Genomic DNA, 18,900 nt, shown 5'->3' on the forward strand with positions numbered 1-18,900 from the left:
TGCACTTCACTTCATTATTTTCTATCAAAGTTAACTTAAATTAGAAGTTAACGACTTGTTTTGCTTTTTCAATGATATCTGAATGATCTGGAAGCCATACATCCTCTGCAGCAGAGAACGCAAACACTGTATCAGGTGCTGCAACACGAAGTACAGGAGCCTCTAGGCTAAGGATCGCGCGGTCGTTAATTTCAGCCACGACATTTGCAGCGATACCAGCTTGTTTTTGTGCTTCTTGTACGACGATCGCACGGTTTGTTTTCTCTACAGATGCGATAATCGTGTCGATGTCTAGCGGGCTAACTGTACGAAGATCGATTACTTCAGCGTTGATGCCTTCTTTTTCAAGCTCTTCTGCAGCTTTAAGAGAAGCCTGTACCATCGCACCGTACGTTACGATCGTGATATCAGAACCTTCACGTTTCACATCAGCCTTACCAATTTCAATTGTATATTCTTCCTCAGGTACTTCTTGACGGAAAGAACGATACAATTTCATATGCTCAAGGAAAATAACCGGATCGTTATCACGGATCGCAGAAATTAGAAGTCCTTTTGCATCGTAAGGGTTTGAAGGGATAACAACTTTAAGACCAGGCTGTTGAGCCATTAGTCCTTCAAGGCTATCTGCGTGAAGTTCAGGTGTTTTAACTCCGCCACCAAATGGAGAACGAACAGTGATTGGAGCATGGAATGAACCTCCAGAACGGTAGCGTAGACGAGCCATTTGTCCAGAAATTGCATCCATTACTTCGTAAACGAAACCGAAGAATTGAATTTCTGGTACAGGTCTGAAACCAGTAAGTGCAAGTCCGATCGACATACCGCCAATACCTGATTCTGCTAGTGGAGTATCGAATACACGATCCTCACCAAATTCTTTTTGAAGTCCTTCTGTCGCACGGAATACGCCGCCGTTTTGACCTACGTCTTCACCAAATACGAGTACGTTCTCGTCATTCTTTAATTCGATACGCATCGCATCAGTGATTGCTTGAATCATTGTCATTTGCGCCATAGCTTACTTCGACTCCTTTGCACTATATTCTTCATATTGCTCGCGAAGGTTATGAGGAAGCTCTTCGTACATGATTTCGATAAGATCTGTTACTTTTTGCTTCGGAGTTTTGTCTGCTTGCTTGATGGCAGCTTTGATTTCTTCCTTCGCTTTCTCAACAACTTCATTTTCTTTCTCTTCGTTCCATAGATCTTTGCTTTCTAGATACTTACGGAAACGCACGATTGGATCTTTCTTTTCCCACTCGCTATCAAGATCTTCTGAACGGTAACGAGTTGGATCATCACCAGCCATTGTATGTGGACCATAACGGTACGTCATTGTCTCGATAAGAGTTGGACCTTCACCGTTGATCGCACGCTCACGAGCGTCAGTCACTGCTTTGTAAACAGCTAGAACGTCCATTCCATCTACCTGTACGCCATGAATTCCAACACCGACAGCTTTCTGAGCAATCGTCTTTGCAGCTGATTGCTTTTCAACTGGTACTGAAATTGCGAAGCGGTTGTTTTGAACAACAAAGATAGCAGGAGCGCCATAAGCACCAGCAAAGTTCATTCCTTCATAGAAGTCACCTTGAGACGCACCGCCGTCACCTGTGTAAGTGATTGCTACGTTTTTCTTGCCTTTTTTCTTAAGTCCAAGTGCAACACCAGCAGTCTGAGTGATTTGAGCTCCGATAATAATTTGCGGGCTCAGCATGTTCAGGCCATCAGCCTGGTTTCCTACAAAGTGTCCACGAGAGAATAAGAATGCTTTATATAGAGGAAGTCCGTGCCAAATTAACTGTGGAACATCACGGTATCCTGGAAGAATCCAGTCCTCTTTATCAAGTGCAAATTGGCTTCCAAGCTGAGAAGCTTCTTGTCCTGCTGTTGGAGCGTAGAATCCTAGACGTCCTTGACGGTTCAAAGAAATTGAACGCTGATCAAGAATACGTGTATAAACCATGCGGCGCATAAGTTCTTGAAGCTGCTCATCAGTTAGTTCTGGCATAGCCTCTTCATTAATGATCTCGCCGTTTTCATTTAAGATCTGGAACATTTCGAATTGGCCTTCAATGTTTTCGAGGGTTTTTGTCCCCATACCTTTCACCTCATCCTTTCATTCATAAAGAGATAAATTATTTAATTGCAAATGCAATTGTGAGTGGGTCGTTCAGTTTTCAGACATATCTAGCATGTCCATTTAGCCTTTATTAAATGACAGTTTGTCTCGATAAAATTTGTGCCACTAAAGACAACACTCAATTTCATACCCTTATTTCTGGAGAAATAATCCCTAGTACTATGTACTACTGCGTTTTGTGAACTGTATCAGTAAAAATAAGGGAGTGTTTCTCTTCATGAGTAAGTTCGTTTTTCAGTTTACAATACAGTGTCTATATAGTCAATTATTAGGTTTCAAAAATAAGCTTTCTCTCCTATATGAAAACCTGTTATAACTATGAATATGAAACTGTATCAATACAAAGGGATTTTGTTTACTAATACAATTAAATAAAAAACCGCTCAATTATTTGAGCGGTTTAGTATTATTCTCCATAGTTAACATTTAATTCTGCAGCTTTATAGAAAGCTTTCTTTGCTTCATTAAACTCTGTTGTGTACGTATTAAACTTTTCTTTCTGTTCAGAGACTTTCGTATATTGGTCGTTCACGCTTTTGATTTGCTCTTGAAGTTGCTCTAGCGTAAGTTCTTTATCTTGCAGCATACTATAAAGCTTTTTGTCTAATTCGATCGCTGCTTTGTATTCTTTATAAAGCGTTTGGTACGCTTCGTAGCGCTTATCCATCTTTTCGATGAGCGTGTTTGCGCTTTTTTGAACTTCACCTTCTAAGTCTTCACTTAATTCTTTCGTATTCTCGAATTCTTCATAAGCCTTATCGATACTTTCTTTCTCGTTGTTTAAGTATTCTAGTCTCTTTTCCGTTAGCGCTTCCGCTTCTTCTGAAAGAGATTTGATCTTATCGAACTCATCCATGCTAAGTGCAACGATTTCATCATAAAGCCCTTGCTCTTTCTTCTCAGCCTTAGCTAATGGTTCTTGCTGTTCTCTAAATTGATCTTCTAACGCTACTGCTTCTTCTAAATGGTTATACATCTTTTCCTCTGTACTCTCACCGAACTGACATCCAACAAGGATGAGAAAACAGAAAAAAAGAGAAATGATTCCTACTCGGTTCACTCTTGACAACAATAGTCCCCCCACATCTCCAATTAATACCAATGATTTCATATCTTTGATTACTATACCATATTCTATCAGGCAATAGAACAGTCGTTTTATCACAAATTTAAGCTGAAGAGATTATTGGTCATTCCGTAAACGTTACGATTTATTTTATCGCGTTGAATGGTGTGCTAAACTGATAGTTAGATGATCTAGGTACCCATAAGTAAGTGTCTTCAATATACTTATAACGTGAGAGTCCGTGAAGATAGGAGTGAAAATGTTTATGTTAACAATGAAAGACGTACGTAGAGAGGGAGATCCGATCCTTACACAAGTAGCAGAAGAAATCGAACTCCCCGCCACTGAAGCAGAAAAACAAACGCTTCAAGATATGCTTCAATTTTTAATCAATAGCCAGGATCCAGAAACAGCTTTAGAATATGAGCTTCGATCAGGTATCGGGATTGCCGCCCCTCAAATCGGCATTAGCAAAAGGATGTTCGCCATCCATGTTACAGATCATAGAGGAACGTTATACAGCTATGGAATTATGAATCCTAAGATCATCAGTCATTCTGTAGAAAAAACTTATTTAGAAGGCGGTGAAGGATGCCTTTCTGTTGATCGAGATATTCCGGGAGCTGTACCTCGGTATGCGAGAATAACCCTAAAAGGAATTGATACAGATGGCAACCCACTTAAATTAAGACTTAAGGGACTCCCTGCTATTGTCGCGCAACACGAAATCGATCACCTGGATGGTATCATGTTTTACGATAGAATAAATGAAGAAGAAGCACAGGAGCTGTCACCTCTTCGGTAATAAAAAAGGAATCGCGCAAGTGCGCGATTCCTTTTTTATTTCATCGTTACAACAGTCCTGCTTTTATCAATCCATTTCGGATTCCATCTTCATCGACTGGATCCGTCACGAAGTCAGCAGCTTCTTTCGCTTCTTGATAACCATTACCCATCGCAATACCAGTTCCTGCGTATTTGAGCATTTCGATATCATTCAAAGCATCACCGAAGGCAAATGTGTTTTCACGCTTAAACCCTAAGTGTGAAATCATCGCTTCAATTCCTCTTGCTTTTGAACCTCCTGGAGGAATAACGTCCATCGAAAAGTCGTGCCAACGAATAAAATCAAAGTTACCGTATGTTTCGCGGTAGTTCGCTTCTTCTTCACTTTGACAGAAAAGGAGAGCTTGATAGATATCACGATCGTGGTAATACGTAGGATTAAAGCCCGGGTAGTGCATTTTTAGATCATCCATACTCTTCATAATATGAGGATGCTTGTCGTGATTACTCATCATGGCTTCATGGTCTAGAAACACCATAGGATGACCGTTTTCTTTCGCTACTTTCTCAAGCGAAACGATTTCTTCCCTACTTAAAGGATTTGTTTGAACGATATCTTCTTTGTGTTTTACATACTGTCCATTAAAGCTGATAAACGAATCGACAGCTAACTCTTCTCTAAGATCTGCAAACATGAAAGGTGCTCTTCCTGTCGCAATCGCAACCGTTACACCTTTCTCTGTCAATTCTTTTAGAGCCTCTCTCGTCGAAGCTGGAACTTTTTTATCATGATCTAACAATGTACCATCTATATCGAAGAAAACAATCTTATCATTCATCATTTCTCTCACCTATCCTTCTATGCAGACTTTTGTAAAAGTCTTTTCTCTGCTTTTGTTGTACGTCCTGATAAATATACGCCTGTAAAGATAAACAATAGTCCAACGACCATTGTAACTGTAACCGCCTCATCAAGGTATGCACTACCCCAAAACAACGCCGTGACTGGAACCAAGTATGTCACTAGCGTCGCATACTCTGCACTCCCCTTTTGAATCATATAAAAGAAGAGAAGATAGGCGATGCCTGATCCAAACACCCCAAGTCCTATTAGCGATATAAGGATATCACGTTCGATGATCGGCGTAAATAATTGTACATCTCCTGAAACAAACATCATGATGAATCCACCTAGTGTTCCAACTGCTAGCGTCATGATCGCCAAGATATCGACAGGAACATCTGAAAGGTTTTTCTTAGTGAATTGTGATGCAAAGCCATAGCAAGCTGTTGCAATGAGCATCGGTACGACCCCGATCCAATCTTCTTTAAAAAATGAACCGAGATTGAATTCGATAAGAAATAATATACCGATAAATCCGATAATAACCCCTGACCACTGTCTCAGCTTGAGAACTCTCGAAAAGAACAATGCTCCTAGAATCCCGGTAAATAAAGGAGTCGTAGCATTTAATGCAGCTGCTAAACTGCTAGAGATGCGCTCTTCACTGAATGCGATCAACCCCCAAGGTATAAGTGCGTTCAACAAACCCACTAAAATCAAGCTTCCCCACGGGAGCCTTTTAAATAGGTAGCTAACTCGCCCTTTTACAATGAGATATATAAAAATCGCCAATGCACCGAACAAACATCTGTAAAATACGACGCCCATCGGTCCAACCACTGGAACGAGTATTTTGATAAACATAAATGACATCCCCCAGATTAAGCTAAGTGATAACAGGGCAAGTAACAGTCTCATGGATTCCCCTCCTCATGCATTTCGTATCATTCTATCTTACATGAACAGGGTCTTCTTGTCTCTTGATTCATTTCCATCTGTTTCCTAACTATTTTTTTGACTATTAACGAATAATAACAACACTATAACAATAGGAAAGGAATGGATCAGATGTATACGAAAATGAAACGAAAAATCAAAAAATCATTAAAAACCTTCTTTTTCCCTCACTCTCCAACAGTACAAGAATAAGAATTTTTCCTTTCATGGCGCGGTAAATCTCTATTTTTATAATGGAAAATCTATTTGAAACATGAAAAAGAAACCAATTTCCTATATAATAAACGGAGATGCACACAAATTGTCTTGGTTAAGGAGAGATTTAGAATGATTTATAAGGTTTACTATCAAGAAACAAAAAAGGAGGTTCCTGTAAGAGAGCGAACAAACAGCCTGTACGTTGAGGCTAATTCTGAACGGGAAGTTCGCTATAAATTAAAGGAACGCAACTACAATATCGAATTCATTCAAACAGTAGAAGATGAATTTCTAGAATTCGAGCAAAAATCAGAGCACTTTGAATTGGAGAATGTATAAACTATGAAATTTGTTAAAAATCATCAAACAGCCGTTTTTGCACTCGGTGGACTAGGAGAAATCGGCAAAAACATGTACGGTATTCAGTTCCAGGATGAAATTATCCTGGTCGATGCAGGGGTTAAGTTCCCTGAAGAAGAGTTACTAGGAATTGATTACGTAATTCCTGATTATTCTTACCTAGTGAAAAACCAGGATAAGATTAAAGGACTTTTCATCACACATGGTCACGAAGACCACATCGGAGGTATTCCATACTTACTTCGCGAAATTAATGTCCCAATCTTTGGTGGGAAACTTGCGCTAGGATTCATCCGAAACAAACTTGAAGAACACGGTCTTCTAAGAGGAGCGTCTCTTAACGAAATTACAGAAGATGACATCATCAAGTTTAGAAAAACATCTGTTGCGTTCTTCAGAACAACACACAGTATTCCAGATTCCTTTGGAGTAGTCGTTAAGACACCACCTGGAAACATCGTTCATACAGGTGACTTCAAGTTTGACTTCACTCCAGTAGGTGAGCCAGCTAACCTTACTAAGATGGCCGAGATCGGGAAAGAAGGCGTATTAGCACTTCTATCTGACTCAACAAACAGTGAAGTTCCTGGCTTTACGATGTCTGAGAGTCGCGTCGGTGAGACGATTCAGGACATTTTTAGAAAAGTAGATGGCCGCGTTATTTTCGCAACGTTCGCATCAAACATCCACCGTCTTCAGCAAGTTGTTGAAGCTGCGGTTGAAAACGGACGTAAGGTCGCGGTATTTGGACGTAGTATGGAAGCGAACATTACGATTGGACAAGAACTCGGATACATTCGTGCGCCGAAAGATACGTTCATCGATGCGCATCAAATCAACAGACTTCCAGAAAATCAAGTAACGATCCTTTGTACAGGAAGTCAAGGAGAGCCGATGGCTGCGCTATCTCGTATCGCTAACGGTACGCACCGTCAAATTCAAATCATCCCTGGTGATACAGTTGTATTCTCCTCTTCGCCGATCCCTGGTAACCAGGTAAGCGTTTCGAGAATTATTAACCAGCTGTCTCGTGCTGGAGCTGAAGTTATCCATCACAAACTAAGTGATATCCATACTTCCGGACACGGTGGGCAAGATGAACAGAAATTGATGCTTCGCCTGATCAAGCCAAAGTTCTTCATGCCGATCCACGGTGAATACAGAATGCTTAAGATGCATACGAAGCTCGCTCAGGACTGTGGCATTCCACAAGACCACTCATTCATCATGGACAATGGTGAAGTGCTAGCTCTAAGCGAAAATGAAGCATCGATCAGCGGTAAAATTCCATCAGGTTCTGTTTACGTTGATGGAAAAGGAATCGGAGACATTGGTAACATCGTTCTTCGTGACCGTAAGATTCTTTCTGAAGAAGGTCTCGTTATCGTTGTTGTCAGCATCAACATGAAAGAATTCAAGATCCTTTCTGGCCCAGACATCATCTCTCGCGGCTTTGTATACATGAGAGAATCTGGAGATCTTATCAATGATGCACAAGATCTTCTATCGAAGCATCTTAATGGCGTCATGGAGAAACGTACGAGTCAGTGGTCTGAGATCAAGAACGAAATCACTGATACGCTTGCACCATTCTTATACGAGAAAACAAAGCGTCGTCCAATGATCCTACCGATCATCATGGAGATCTAAAAATATCATTAAAGACCGCCTGTCACTTCGATAGGCGGTTTTTTTTAGATTGTCGAGTAACGTTAATAGGTAACGATCCATTATGGCTGGTGGGATTTGCGCTCCAGGATACTTGCTTTCCGCGGGGCGGGCGGTAAGCCTCCTCGTTCCTGCGGGGTCTTACCTGTCCCGCATATCCCGCAGGAGTCAAGTATCCTTCCGCTCCAATCTGCGTTAAATGTATTCTAAAACCTAAAAGAATTGATTTAAAAACAGTAGAACGCTTCTTCATTAGAGCTCAGGATATGAAATATTTCCTTTCCTAAATTTAATTAGAATGTACACGTCTTGCATCAAGAAAAAAACTTGATTCTCTTTAAACAATCTGTTTTTCTGCGGTATAGACACTACTAGAACGAAGTCATCATTTAAACTGAAAAAACCGCCGGTCGCAATGACAGGCGGTTTTTTGATTAATCTCTATTAAGCAGCTGGCGCTCTAAACGGTTGATGTCTTGATCTGAGCCGATCACGATCAAAATATCTCCCTTGTAGATCTTCTGGTCCGCTTGAGGAGAAACGATGATGTCATCACCATTCTTAATTGCAACGATGTTGGCACCGTACTTTGCTCGGATATCGAGCTCGATAATCGTTTTATTATCCATTCTTGAGTTTGCGATAAGTTCGACGATACTATGTTCATCTGAAAGCTCTAAATAGTCGAGTACACTATTCGATATGATATTATGAGCAATCCTCATCCCCATATCTCTCTCTGGGTGAACGATCTTATCAGCACCGATCTTGTTCAGAACTTTTTCATGATAATCATTTTGAGCTTTTACCGTAATGTTACTTACACCTAGCTCTTTCAAGATCAACGTTGTAAGGATACTTGACTGGATATTATCTCCGATCGCGACAATCACGTGATCAAAATTTCGTATACCTAGATTTTTTAATACGCTCTCATCCGTTGAATCTGCGATAACAGCGTGCGTTGCTACGGAGGAAAATTCGTTAACTTTGTCTTCATCCATATCGATTGCGAGAACTTCCATTCCCTGTTGACTCAATGATTTGCATATACTACCGCCAAAACGGCCTAGTCCAATAACCGCAAATTGTTTTTTCAACGTACACTCCTCCTACTTATCTCGGAAAGAAACGTGACAGCGATCCGCTGCCACGTTGTTAACTCTATCCTATCACGTTGTACCACCGTGTCAATATGATCTCTTTACGACTTGTTCCCTTTTACATACTCAGCATCAAAGAGGAATAGTCGCATCAATAAGATTAGAGAAGGTACGAGTAAGCATAGTCCTGCTACGAACGCAATTACTAGGTAAACCCCCATCGTTTCGTTCGTGTAGCCAGAGTAAATCGTAACGTAGTCGTATAAAATCCACGGGAGGTGTGACACCCCGTAGCCAAAGAACGCAAAAAAGAATTGCAGCATAACATAGATAAAGGCTGTTCCATAGCGTTTCTTATGAAAGATCAAGTATGTTGCAACTAAGAAACAAAACAGTGATGCAATAAACAGCCATGCATAGTCGAGCGTGCTCGCAAAATGCTCAGGGTTGTGTTGCTGCAGCGCTACGAAGACGAGTATACTAGCTAAAATGGTTGGTGCGCTCCAAAAGAGAGCGTATTTCCTTAGAAGCTCAAGCGCAGGCGTATCATTCGCTCTGCTTGCATAAAATGTAAGAAATGCGGCACTGATGAACAATACAGAAACGATCGCAAGTAACACGACTGACCAAGAATAAAAACTTGTGAAAAGTTCACCTGCGAGAAACGTGACGTTGCCATCCACTTCTTCTATGAAACCACCTTCAGATAAAGTGAGTGCCGTTGAGAGCGAAGCAGGGATCAATAACCCTGTCACTCCATACAAGAAGGTATACACTTTACTCTTTTTTGCACCGTAGTTCCCGAACGCATAAAATGATCCTCTGATGGCTATGAGAATGATCGCAATACTTCCAGGCACAAGCAACGCTGTTCCGAAATAATATGCTGTGTCTGGAAAGAAACCGATCAGACCTACAAAAAAGAATACGAAGAACACATTCGTGACTTCCCAAACCGGAGATAAGTACCGACTGATAATACGGTTGATGATATGATCTCGGCCTGTTAATTCTCCATAGTATGCAAAGAAGCCGGCTCCGAAATCGATTGAAGCAGTGATTAGATAGCCATATAGAAATACCCATAACACCGTGATCCCTATAACCTGAATATCCAATTTGACACCCCCCTATCTAGATTTTGCGATTTCCTCTAACTCATTTTCTGCTGGATTCGAGTGGAACATCTTTCTAAGAACGATGACACAAAGCGTCCCGAGGACGATGTATAACAATAAGAACAAGATCAGCATCAAGCCTACGTGATCCGACGTTGTTGCAGCGTGACCTGTTCGGAGAATGTCCCAAAGGATCCAAGGCTGACGCCCCACTTCTGAGAAAATCCATCCAAATTCAATTGCAAGCATCGAAAGCGGTCCTGCAATGACGATAAGCCTTAGTAACCATCTGTTACCCGGGTTGAATCGTTTAACCCTTAAAGCGAGCATATAGAAGAACGTCAGAGCTGCTAAATACATTCCGATTCCTACCATGCCATCAAAAAGGTAATGGATAAAGAGTGGCGGTGTTTCATCTTCTGGTACTTGATCTAAGCCCATCACTTCCGCACTCGGGTTACCGTGAGCAAGGATACTTAAGAAGTTAGGTAACACGAGACCGTATTTAACTTCTTCATTCTCTTCATCTAGAATACCTCCAACAATTAACCCTGCATTCCCAGTTGTTTCAAAATGCCATTCTGCAGCAGCTAGTTTTTCAGGTTGGTATTCCGCAAGAAACTTCCCTGCGAAATCCCCTACCATCGCGGTCCCAATCGCAAAAATAAAACCTGCTGTCATCGTCAGTTTCAACGCTTTTTTGTAATACGTACCAGTCTTGCCCCTGAGCATCATAAATGCTGTGATCGCGGCTAGTACGATTGCCGATGTAAGGTATGCGGACATTACAACATGACCTACTTTAGTTGGCGTCGCAGGATTAAACATCGCAGCAAGCGGTTCTATATCAGTCAATACACCATCGACCATCGTAAAACCTTGTGGAGCATTCATAAACGCATTGACTGTAGAGATAAAGACTGCCGACATGGTTGAACCGATTACGACTGGTATTGAAATCAACCAGTGGTAGATTGGCTTTTTAAATCGATCCCATGTATATAAATAGATTCCTAGAAAGATTGCTTCAAAGAAAAACGCAAACGTTTCTAAGAATAAAGGCAAACTGATTACCTGACCGGCAAGCTGCATAAAGTTTGGCCAGAGTAAAGAAAGCTGTAAGCCAATAGCCGTTCCTGTCACAACCCCTACTGCAACAGTTACAACAAACCCTCTTGACCAGCGTCTTGCTAATAACGTGTAGTAAGGGTCATTGCGCTTGATCCCGATCCATTCTGCTAAACTTATAAGCAAAGGCACACCAACACCGAGAGTTGCAAAGATTATATGAAACCCTAGTGTAAGGCTTGTTAAAAGCCTGCTGAGCATCGCTGAATCCATTTCCACCTACTTCATCCCCTTTTAGATCAACTCAAAGTCTTGTAAACAATCTTCCCTTATCAACTTGAACAAAAACTAACAAACATGTGAAGCTTTCTACAAATCTATTATGACTGAACAAGGACTTTGTGACAAGTATCACAATCTAAATTAAAAAAAGAAGCCCGAAAAGGACTTCTTTATTATCCTGCATCCATCATATTAAACTGTGAACGGACTAATTCGTAGTAGGTTCCACCTTTACGCATCAATTCGTTATGATCTCCCTGCTCTAATATACGACCATGATCTAACACGATAATATTGTCTGCTCCACGGATCGTTGACAGCCTATGGGCGATCATAATCGCAGTTCTACCTTCAAGCACGACGTTTAGTGCGTTCTGAATCTTGAGCTCAGTTTCTGTGTCGATACTAGCGGTTGCTTCATCGAGTATCAAAATTCTCGGATCGGCTAATAACGCGCGGGCGAAAGATAACAACTGACGTTCACCCACTGAAAGTACGTTACCCCTCTCTTCAACTTCCGTTTCATACCCATTGCTTAGCCTCTTGATAAACTGATCCGCTCCGACTGCTTCTGCTGCTTCGAGTACTTCTTCATCTGTTGCATCAGGTCGACCGAAACGAATGTTTTCCATAATCGTTCCAGAAAAGATAAACGTATCTTGAAGCACGACACTCACTTTTTGGCGCAAACTATCCAATTTAACATCTCGTAAATCGACGCCATCGATTTTTACTGACCCTTTTGTAGGATCATAAAACCTGCTGATCAGATTGGCGATTGTTGATTTACCAGAACCAGTGTGCCCAACAAGTGCAACTGTTTCGCCCGCTTTCATTCTTAAACTCATCTGATGAAGTGCTTTTCTTTTCTTATCATAGGAGAATTCAACGTCTTCGAACGTGATTTCACCTTTCATTTCTTTAAATTCTCTTGCATCCTTTTTCTCAGGAACATTTGGCTTTTCATCTAAAAATTCAAAAATACGCTCTGATGAAGCCATCGCTACGAGTAGCTGGTTATATACTTGACCTAATCTTGAGATCGGTTCCCAGAACATTCCTAAGTAAAAAGCAAACGTTACGAAGACACCATAATCGAGACCGTTTTGGATTAAATAGACACCAAACCAAATCAGAATCGCTGTTCCAATTGCATTCGACATCTCTACGAAAGGTCGGAACATCGCACTCTTCTTCGTCGCATCCTTCCAACTTGAGTATGTTTCATGGTTTACGCCTTCAAAGAAGTCCATGTTCTCTGTTTCCTGTGTATAAGACTGTGTCACGCGAATACCTTGAATGCTTTCGTTCAAGTGAGAGTTTAGCTTCGCTTGCTTCACCCTAACCTGCTGCCATGATCTCCTAATCCTTCTTCGTAGCCTAGTCGAGATTAAGAACATGAGCGGAAGGATGATCATGATCGCTAGCGTCAACTCTGGACTTAGAATAAACATGACCACGAGGATACCAAGTAATAAAACGATATCCATTAACAAGTTGATAACACCATTTGTAAAAAGTTCTTGCATCGAATTTACATCGTTTATGATTCTTACTAAGATTGAACCTGCTGATCGTTTGTCAAAGAATCCATGCGATAGCTTTTGTATGTGCTTAAATAACCCCTGCCTAATATCATAGATGATGTATTGACCGAGCTGATTCGTCCATTTGATACGGTATGTGTTCGAAATCCATGAAATGACATACAGCACGGCTATACCAATAATGAGCTGAATCAATAGCGTTTCATCTTTATTTTTTATCGCATGATCGAAAAGCAATACCCCGATAAAGATCGGTACGATCAACCTTACAGCTGTTGAAATAAGCATCGTAATGATTGCTTTTGGGAGAAGGGTTTTCTTATATGGTTCCATGTATCCTAGGAGCCTCGTCATCTGCTTCCAGTTAAACTGTTTTTCAATAGCTGAATCCTGAGAATAGTGAAATCGTTGTCTACGATTCTGTTTCATTTCTCTTTTTCACCCCTTTTCAAACCGTCTGTCTACTCATAATCTCTTTTTGATCTTGATACTGAATATCGTAGATACCTCGGTAGTATCCTTCGTTCTCGATCAGTTCATCATGCTTTCCGCGCTCAACGATTTCTCCTTTATTCAATACAAGGATTTCATCGGCATGCTTCAATGAAGAAATTCTATGCGCGATGATAAACGTCGTTCTTCCCTTCATCACTTCTTCGAAAGCTTTTTGAATCTTAAACTCCGTTTGCATATCGACTGCACTCGTAGCATCATCGAGAATCAAAATACTTGGATCTGTCAAAATAGCTCGAGCGATTGCAATTCGTTGTTTTTGTCCTCCTGAAAGCCCCATTCCACGCTCTCCAAGAACCGTGTCATACCCTTCAGGCAATTCCATAATGAACTCATGCGCCTGTGCACGTTTCGCTGCATCTTGAATTTTCTCGAACGAAACATCAGGATCGCCATAGGCAATATTATCGCGAATTGTTGATGAAAATAAGAACGTCTCTTGAAGCACTACGCCAATATTTCTCCTAAGAGACTTGAATGTATAGTCATCGATCTTTTTACCATCGATCAAGATCTCTCCACTATCTGGTTCATAAAAACGAGCGATCAACTGCGTAACCGTTGTCTTTCCTGACCCCGTTGCACCTAATAAACCAATTGTTGTACCTTTTGGTGCATCAAAAGAAATATCCTTCAACGCCTCGTCATCTTCAGAAGCATACTTGTGCGTCACATGTTTAAACTCAACATGACCTTCTAAACGGTTCACCTCGATGGCACCTTCTTTATCAGATATATCTTCAGGTTCATCTAAAATTTCAAGTAGTCGTTCACCTGAAGCTTTTGATTGAGAGAAAGTGTTGATGACGAATCCTAAGTTCATGATCGGCCAGATGATGTACCAAACAAGACTAAAGAAAGCAACGAGTTCTCCAGGTCGAAGCTGGTTTTGGAATACGAGATACCCACCATATGATAGTAGGAACACCACACAGAGATTTCCGATAAACTCCATCATCGGGAAGAACTTCGCCCATATATTCGACGTCGTTAAGTAGTTGTCGCGATAGTCCGTATTGCTGTTTACGAACTTACCGATCTCGAAGTCTTCTCTCGATAGCGATTTGACAGTATTGATCCCGCTAATGTTTTCTTGTACCTTCGTATTTAACCTCGCCATCGATTTCCGGATTCCTCTAAATGCTGGGTGGACGTTTTTATCAAAGCGATAAACTGCGATACTGAGGAAAGGGAGCATTCCTAGCGTTACGAGCGCTAACGGAACAGAATAATTGAACATGACGATCAAACTGAATGTGATCAGTAGTAAAAAATTGATCACTTGTGCGAATCCAAAAGAAAGGAAAAAGCGAAAACCTTCAACATCAGCAGTTAAGCGTGACATTAAATCTCCGGTCTTCGCATTATCATAGTATCGAAAAGGTAAGTACTGAAGCTTTTTGTAAAGCTCTTCTCTTAGTCGATAGACAGCTGTTACCCCAAAGAGATCCCCTAAGTACTGATGAAAGAATGTAGCGATACCCTTAAACAACATAATGCCTATAAATCCAAATGCGAGATAAGGAACCCATTGATACTCCTGACTCAGAATGACGTCATCGATCGTAAATTGCAGGACCATCGGGTATACCACCGTGATTCCGGTTACAAAAAACAATGAGAACACAGACCATAAGAACAACTTCTTATACGGCCAATAAAAATCTTTTAATCTCTTAAACGTATCCAACGCGACACCACCTTTGACTATAAATGAATTGTAAAATTAGTGACAATATACATAATATATCGGATTTCGAAATAAATAACCACCAATTGAGACTATTAAATAAAAAAAACTCCAAGATTTTCTTCTTGAAGGTTTTTTACCACTACTAGCATACAAATTGTTCTTTCTACGAAAACAGAGTGAGCACGACACTTAGGTCATTGCACATGTTACATTACGTATAAACTCTTCTTTTTATGACCGATTTTAGTATGATAGTTTAAATAAAAAACCTCCAGGATCACCTGGAGGTTTTAGGTTTACTCTATATTATACGTTTAGCGTTTCTTGACCTGGTTTCCAGTTTGCTGGGCAAAGTCCACCAGTTTGAAGTGCTTGAAGCACACGAAGTGTTTCATCAACGTCACGGCCAATGTTGTTATGGTTAACAACTGCGTACTGAAGTTCACCTTCAGGGCTGATGATGAATAGTCCGCGAAGTGCTACACCTTCATCTTCAATAAATACGCCGTATTCTTTAGATACTTTATGGTTTGTATCTGCAGCTAGTGGATAGTTTAAGTCACCAAGACCATTTTCGTTACGGTCAGTGTTGATCCAAGCCAGGTGTGTATGGATTGTATCAGTAGATACTCCGATTACTTCTGCATCTAGATCGTCGAACTCATCGTAACGGTCACTTAGTGCAGTGATTTCAGTTGGGCACACGAATGTGAAGTCCATTGGATAGAAGAAAAGAACTGTCCATTTGTCGTTCTTCATGTTCTCTTCAAGACTTACTTTACCGAATTCTTTGTTGTTCATAACTGCTTCCATTTCGAAGCGAGGTGCTTGTTTACCTACCATGCGTTCTGCCATGTGTAAATCCCTCCTAGAAAATATCCTGCGGCTTTCGCCCACGTTTGTCATTATAGTACAACCATTTTTTATAGTCAATATTAAGTAATAATTAATTTAATATAATGAATAGGAAACGTACTTCCCTATATTGCCCGTGTATTCTATTTCATAAACATGACATGATAAGTATAACGAAATATTTTTCTTACGTCTTCTATAACACTTCACTTGAACCGTAGCGACATTTTTCGCTATACTTTGTCAGTAAGGTATATACCCGTATCTGGTTAAAGGAGGAGAAACATGGATTTTATTGAAAACATCAGCTGGGCAGAATTGCTCGTTGATACTGGACTACTCATTCTACAACTTATCGCAATCTTTATCGTTTATGCGATCGTGAAATCATTAGGAACTCGTTTTATTGAAAAGTCCTTCACTGAAGTAACTACGAAAAAAAATATGAGTCAAAGCAGAGCAGACACATTAAAGAATTTAACGATGAGCATTTTCGCTTATGTATTGATTTTCATCGTTGTCGCAGTCGTGTTCGATACGTTTGGATTCGATATTAAAGCATTGATCGCTGGTGCTGGTATCATCGGTCTAGCAGTTGGTTTTGGTGCTCAAGGACTGGTTAGTGATGTCGTGACAGGATTCTTCATCTTACTTGAAAAGCAGATGGATGTTGGCGACTATGTAACAGCAGCTGGATTCGGTGGAATCGTTGAAGAAGTTGGCCTCCGCACAACTCATATCCGTTCTTTTGACGGAACACTTAACTATGTTCCGAACCGTGAGATCAGCTCACTGAGCAACCATTCTAGAGGAAACATGCGCGCCCTTGTCGATATTGGCATTTCATATGATGACAATATTGACGAAGCGATTCGCGTTCTTCAAGACGTGTGTGAAAAGGTTGCCGAAACGAACGATTCAATCGTTGAAGGTCCTAACGTTCTAGGTGTTCAAAACCTGGGTGATTCTGATGTTGTCATCCGCGTTCTCTGTCAAACAAAGAATATGGAACAGTGGGGCGTTGAGCGTCAACTTCGTAAAGAGATTAAAGAAGCTTTCGATGCGAACGGAATCGAAATCCCTTTTCCACATCAAGTTTACCTTGAGAAGAAAGAGCAGTAATCGTTTAAGTGTCACTAGCGCTGGGTAAAGTAATGACAAATCGTTAAAGGAGCGTGACGTCATTGCCTTATGATTCGAAAAGTGACCTGCCAGATCAGGTGAAAGATAATCTTCCATCCCATGCACAAGATATCTTTAAGGAAGCCTTTAATTCTGCTTCAGAGCAATACGATAACGAGAAGACAGCTTTTAAAGTAGCTTGGAGTGCAGTGGAAGAGAAATACGAAAAGAACGATAATGGCAATTGGGTAAAAAAAGATGATTAACGAGAACCGCCCCCTTCTAGAAGGGGGCGGTTTTTTTATTGCTGATATCTGCTGTCGACTTGCTGACAAACTTGATCAGCTGTCATGCCATCAGCGTTGATGACACTTCCTTGTGTAGTAGCGTCCTGCATTCCCATAACGTTCTGATCCTGACCTGAGATCACACAGCAATCACAGCCGTTTGCATCAGCTTCCTGCTTAAGGGAAACCACTTCATACCCTTTTGCTTGAAGCGCTTGTGCTACGTCAGAAAGCGTATCTTCTACAGCGATTCTTTTCATGCTTTTCACTCCTTCCCCTCTAATGCATTGCGAGTACTAGCATTAGGATGAACTATTTTCGCTAAACTATTCATTGTTTGAACATAAATCATTAGTTTCCGAAAAGAAATATTCGTACCCATAAAATCATAATGCGACCAGAACAGACATTGACCTCACTTTTCCAATTACCTTTGCATACTATAATTAATAGTCAATAATAGGACTAGCCTTAAAGGAGTTGAGCACTATTGGGCAATCTTAAAAAAGAAGTGGTAATCAACAAGTTAGTCTCACCTCCACTTCCTTTATACGATTCTAATTTCCCAATCCTATTCTTTTGGAGCCCAAAAGGAGGATGTACTTCACTTGCTAAATGGTATTTTTATCACATAGGACTACTTGAAACGGCCTCGCAATACGAGTCCATTCACTCATATAGAATGAACGAATTTCAAAATCAACCACATTATGAGAAGAATATACTGAAAGCACTAGCTAACGATGAAAAAGATGTCTACAAGCTTGTTCGAGACCCGTTCACGCGTGCAGTGAGCTCTTATTTTGCAACGATAACGAATGAAAGCATTATGAGAGTCATCGCACCACACCTTAAAGATGGTATGTCTTTCAAACAATTTCTGTATATTATAAGAAACATCGGTGTTACAAAAGGCGCGATCAACCTCCATATTGCACAACAATACACTGATGGAGAAGAGTTGCTAATAAAAAACTATATACGACTTGAAAACTTCATGAATGAGTTAAAAACGATAGAAAAACAATATAAACTGCCACACTCTCCCATAGAAACGATCGTAAAATCTCCTCATCACATAACGGGTAAGATGAAGAAATTTGATGAGAGGTGCTTTGCTGAAGTGAAGATGTCACAATCTTCCTTAAACAAGCCGGTTCCTGACTATCAAAACTTTTATAATGAAGAAACTATGCAATTAGTTAAAGAAATTTATAAACATGATTTTGTAACATATCAATACAGTCAAACGCTAAAAACGGTTTAAGGCACAAAAAAAACGCCTCG

Annotated in this window: 18 protein-coding genes; 6 read left to right on the forward strand and 12 right to left on the reverse strand. The window is 40.6% G+C overall.

Features of this window, described 5'->3' with window-relative positions; genetic code table 11:
* Positions 1-40 precede the first annotated feature (40 nt).
* The 3 genes from ACXADT_RS15715 to ACXADT_RS15725 all read right to left on the reverse strand — a co-directional run bounded on the left by ACXADT_RS15715 (position 41) and on the right by ACXADT_RS15725 (position 3,206).
* A complete protein-coding gene (locus tag ACXADT_RS15715) occupies positions 41-1,018 on the reverse strand; it encodes an alpha-ketoacid dehydrogenase subunit beta (RefSeq protein WP_270181717.1) in 978 nt (325 codons plus the stop codon).
* A gap of 3 nt (positions 1,019-1,021) precedes the next feature.
* Entirely contained in the window at positions 1,022-2,104 is a 1,083-nt protein-coding gene (gene pdhA / locus ACXADT_RS15720; RefSeq protein ID WP_270181716.1) for a pyruvate dehydrogenase (acetyl-transferring) E1 component subunit alpha, read from the reverse strand.
* Positions 2,105-2,552: 448 nt separating this feature from the next.
* On the reverse strand, positions 2,553-3,206 hold the full coding sequence (locus ACXADT_RS15725; protein ID WP_270182053.1) for a YkyA family protein: 654 nt from the start codon (positions 3,204-3,206) through the stop codon (positions 2,553-2,555).
* 271 nt (positions 3,207-3,477) lie between these two features.
* Here ACXADT_RS15725 and def point away from each other — a divergent pair, with 271 nt between their 5' ends.
* Positions 3,478-4,017 (forward strand): peptide deformylase, encoded by a 540-nt coding sequence (gene def / locus ACXADT_RS15730; protein WP_474831847.1) that lies wholly within the window; start codon positions 3,478-3,480, stop codon positions 4,015-4,017.
* Positions 4,018-4,063: 46 nt separating this feature from the next.
* On the opposite strand, the gene ACXADT_RS15735 is transcribed toward def, so the two are convergent.
* Together ACXADT_RS15735 and ACXADT_RS15740 are read right to left on the reverse strand one after the other, a co-directional pair.
* The gene (locus ACXADT_RS15735; protein WP_270182052.1) at positions 4,064-4,837 is read right to left on the reverse strand and encodes a Cof-type HAD-IIB family hydrolase; all 774 of its coding nucleotides are present in this window, start codon (positions 4,835-4,837) and stop codon (positions 4,064-4,066) included.
* 20 nt (positions 4,838-4,857) lie between these two features.
* A complete protein-coding gene (locus tag ACXADT_RS15740; RefSeq protein WP_270181714.1) occupies positions 4,858-5,760 on the reverse strand; it encodes a DMT family transporter in 903 nt (300 codons plus the stop codon).
* A gap of 366 nt (positions 5,761-6,126) precedes the next feature.
* Here ACXADT_RS15740 and ACXADT_RS15745 point away from each other — a divergent pair, with 366 nt between their 5' ends.
* Both ACXADT_RS15745 and rnjA read left to right on the forward strand, forming a co-directional pair.
* Positions 6,127-6,336, forward strand: coding sequence for a DNA-dependent RNA polymerase subunit epsilon (locus ACXADT_RS15745; RefSeq protein ID WP_270181713.1), 210 nt, complete (start codon positions 6,127-6,129; stop codon positions 6,334-6,336).
* 3 nt (positions 6,337-6,339) lie between these two features.
* Positions 6,340-8,007 carry a ribonuclease J1 gene (gene rnjA, locus ACXADT_RS15750; protein WP_270181712.1) on the forward strand — a complete coding sequence of 556 codons (1,668 nt, stop codon included), beginning with the start codon at positions 6,340-6,342 and terminating at the stop codon, positions 8,005-8,007.
* A 452-nt stretch (positions 8,008-8,459) separates the two neighbouring features.
* On the opposite strand, the gene ACXADT_RS15755 is transcribed toward rnjA, so the two are convergent.
* From ACXADT_RS15755 to ACXADT_RS15780, 6 genes are all read right to left on the reverse strand, one after another.
* Positions 8,460-9,125, reverse strand: coding sequence for a potassium channel family protein (locus ACXADT_RS15755; RefSeq protein ID WP_224881665.1), 666 nt, complete (start codon positions 9,123-9,125; stop codon positions 8,460-8,462).
* Positions 9,126-9,229: 104 nt separating this feature from the next.
* A complete protein-coding gene (locus ACXADT_RS15760; RefSeq protein ID WP_474831848.1) occupies positions 9,230-10,246 on the reverse strand; it encodes a cytochrome d ubiquinol oxidase subunit II in 1,017 nt (338 codons plus the stop codon).
* Between the two features lie 12 nt (positions 10,247-10,258).
* The gene (locus ACXADT_RS15765) at positions 10,259-11,587 is read right to left on the reverse strand and encodes a cytochrome ubiquinol oxidase subunit I (RefSeq protein WP_270182051.1); all 1,329 of its coding nucleotides are present in this window, start codon (positions 11,585-11,587) and stop codon (positions 10,259-10,261) included.
* Between the two features lie 182 nt (positions 11,588-11,769).
* Positions 11,770-13,572, reverse strand: coding sequence for an ABC transporter ATP-binding protein (locus ACXADT_RS15770; RefSeq protein ID WP_474831849.1), 1,803 nt, complete (start codon positions 13,570-13,572; stop codon positions 11,770-11,772).
* 19 nt (positions 13,573-13,591) lie between these two features.
* A complete protein-coding gene (locus ACXADT_RS15775) occupies positions 13,592-15,346 on the reverse strand; it encodes an ABC transporter ATP-binding protein (RefSeq protein ID WP_270181709.1) in 1,755 nt (584 codons plus the stop codon).
* A 309-nt stretch (positions 15,347-15,655) separates the two neighbouring features.
* Positions 15,656-16,204: a peroxiredoxin gene (locus tag ACXADT_RS15780; RefSeq protein ID WP_270181708.1), complete on the reverse strand. Its 549-nt coding sequence runs from the start codon at positions 16,202-16,204 to the stop codon at positions 15,656-15,658.
* Positions 16,205-16,489: 285 nt separating this feature from the next.
* Here ACXADT_RS15780 and ACXADT_RS15785 point away from each other — a divergent pair, with 285 nt between their 5' ends.
* Together ACXADT_RS15785 and ACXADT_RS15790 are read left to right on the forward strand one after the other, a co-directional pair.
* A complete protein-coding gene (locus ACXADT_RS15785) occupies positions 16,490-17,326 on the forward strand; it encodes a mechanosensitive ion channel family protein (protein WP_270181707.1) in 837 nt (278 codons plus the stop codon).
* A gap of 62 nt (positions 17,327-17,388) precedes the next feature.
* Positions 17,389-17,592, forward strand: coding sequence for a ChaB family protein (locus tag ACXADT_RS15790; RefSeq protein ID WP_270181706.1), 204 nt, complete (start codon positions 17,389-17,391; stop codon positions 17,590-17,592).
* A gap of 35 nt (positions 17,593-17,627) precedes the next feature.
* On the opposite strand, the gene ACXADT_RS15795 is transcribed toward ACXADT_RS15790, so the two are convergent.
* Entirely contained in the window at positions 17,628-17,873 is a 246-nt protein-coding gene (locus ACXADT_RS15795; protein ID WP_270181705.1) for a YkuS family protein, read from the reverse strand.
* A gap of 230 nt (positions 17,874-18,103) precedes the next feature.
* On the opposite strand from ACXADT_RS15795, the gene ACXADT_RS15800 reads away from it, so the two are divergent.
* On the forward strand, positions 18,104-18,880 hold the full coding sequence (locus ACXADT_RS15800) for a sulfotransferase family 2 domain-containing protein (protein WP_474831851.1): 777 nt from the start codon (positions 18,104-18,106) through the stop codon (positions 18,878-18,880).
* Positions 18,881-18,900 lie beyond the last annotated feature (20 nt).

The sequence above is a fragment of the Anaerobacillus sp. ABR4_321 genome (assembly GCF_056158505.1).

Excerpts from the sequence above, each read along its gene's own strand:
- ACXADT_RS15785 (WP_270181707.1), top strand. The coding sequence starts at position 16,490 with ATGGATTTTATTGAAAACATCAGCTGGGCAGAATTGCTCGTTGATACT.
- pdhA (WP_270181716.1), bottom strand. The coding sequence starts at position 2,104 with ATGGGGACAAAAACCCTCGAAAACATTGAAGGCCAATTCGAAATGTTC.
- ACXADT_RS15745 (WP_270181713.1), top strand. The coding sequence starts at position 6,127 with ATGATTTATAAGGTTTACTATCAAGAAACAAAAAAGGAGGTTCCTGTA.
- ACXADT_RS15780 (WP_270181708.1), bottom strand. The coding sequence starts at position 16,204 with ATGGCAGAACGCATGGTAGGTAAACAAGCACCTCGCTTCGAAATGGAA.
- def (WP_474831847.1), top strand. The coding sequence starts at position 3,478 with ATGTTAACAATGAAAGACGTACGTAGAGAGGGAGATCCGATCCTTACA.
- rnjA (WP_270181712.1), top strand. The coding sequence starts at position 6,340 with ATGAAATTTGTTAAAAATCATCAAACAGCCGTTTTTGCACTCGGTGGA.
- ACXADT_RS15765 (WP_270182051.1), bottom strand. The coding sequence starts at position 11,587 with ATGGATTCAGCGATGCTCAGCAGGCTTTTAACAAGCCTTACACTAGGG.
- ACXADT_RS15795 (WP_270181705.1), bottom strand. The coding sequence starts at position 17,873 with ATGAAAAGAATCGCTGTAGAAGATACGCTTTCTGACGTAGCACAAGCG.
- ACXADT_RS15715 (WP_270181717.1), bottom strand. The coding sequence starts at position 1,018 with ATGGCGCAAATGACAATGATTCAAGCAATCACTGATGCGATGCGTATC.
- ACXADT_RS15740 (WP_270181714.1), bottom strand. The coding sequence starts at position 5,760 with ATGAGACTGTTACTTGCCCTGTTATCACTTAGCTTAATCTGGGGGATG.
- ACXADT_RS15770 (WP_474831849.1), bottom strand. The coding sequence starts at position 13,572 with ATGAAACAGAATCGTAGACAACGATTTCACTATTCTCAGGATTCAGCT.
- ACXADT_RS15735 (WP_270182052.1), bottom strand. The coding sequence starts at position 4,837 with ATGAATGATAAGATTGTTTTCTTCGATATAGATGGTACATTGTTAGAT.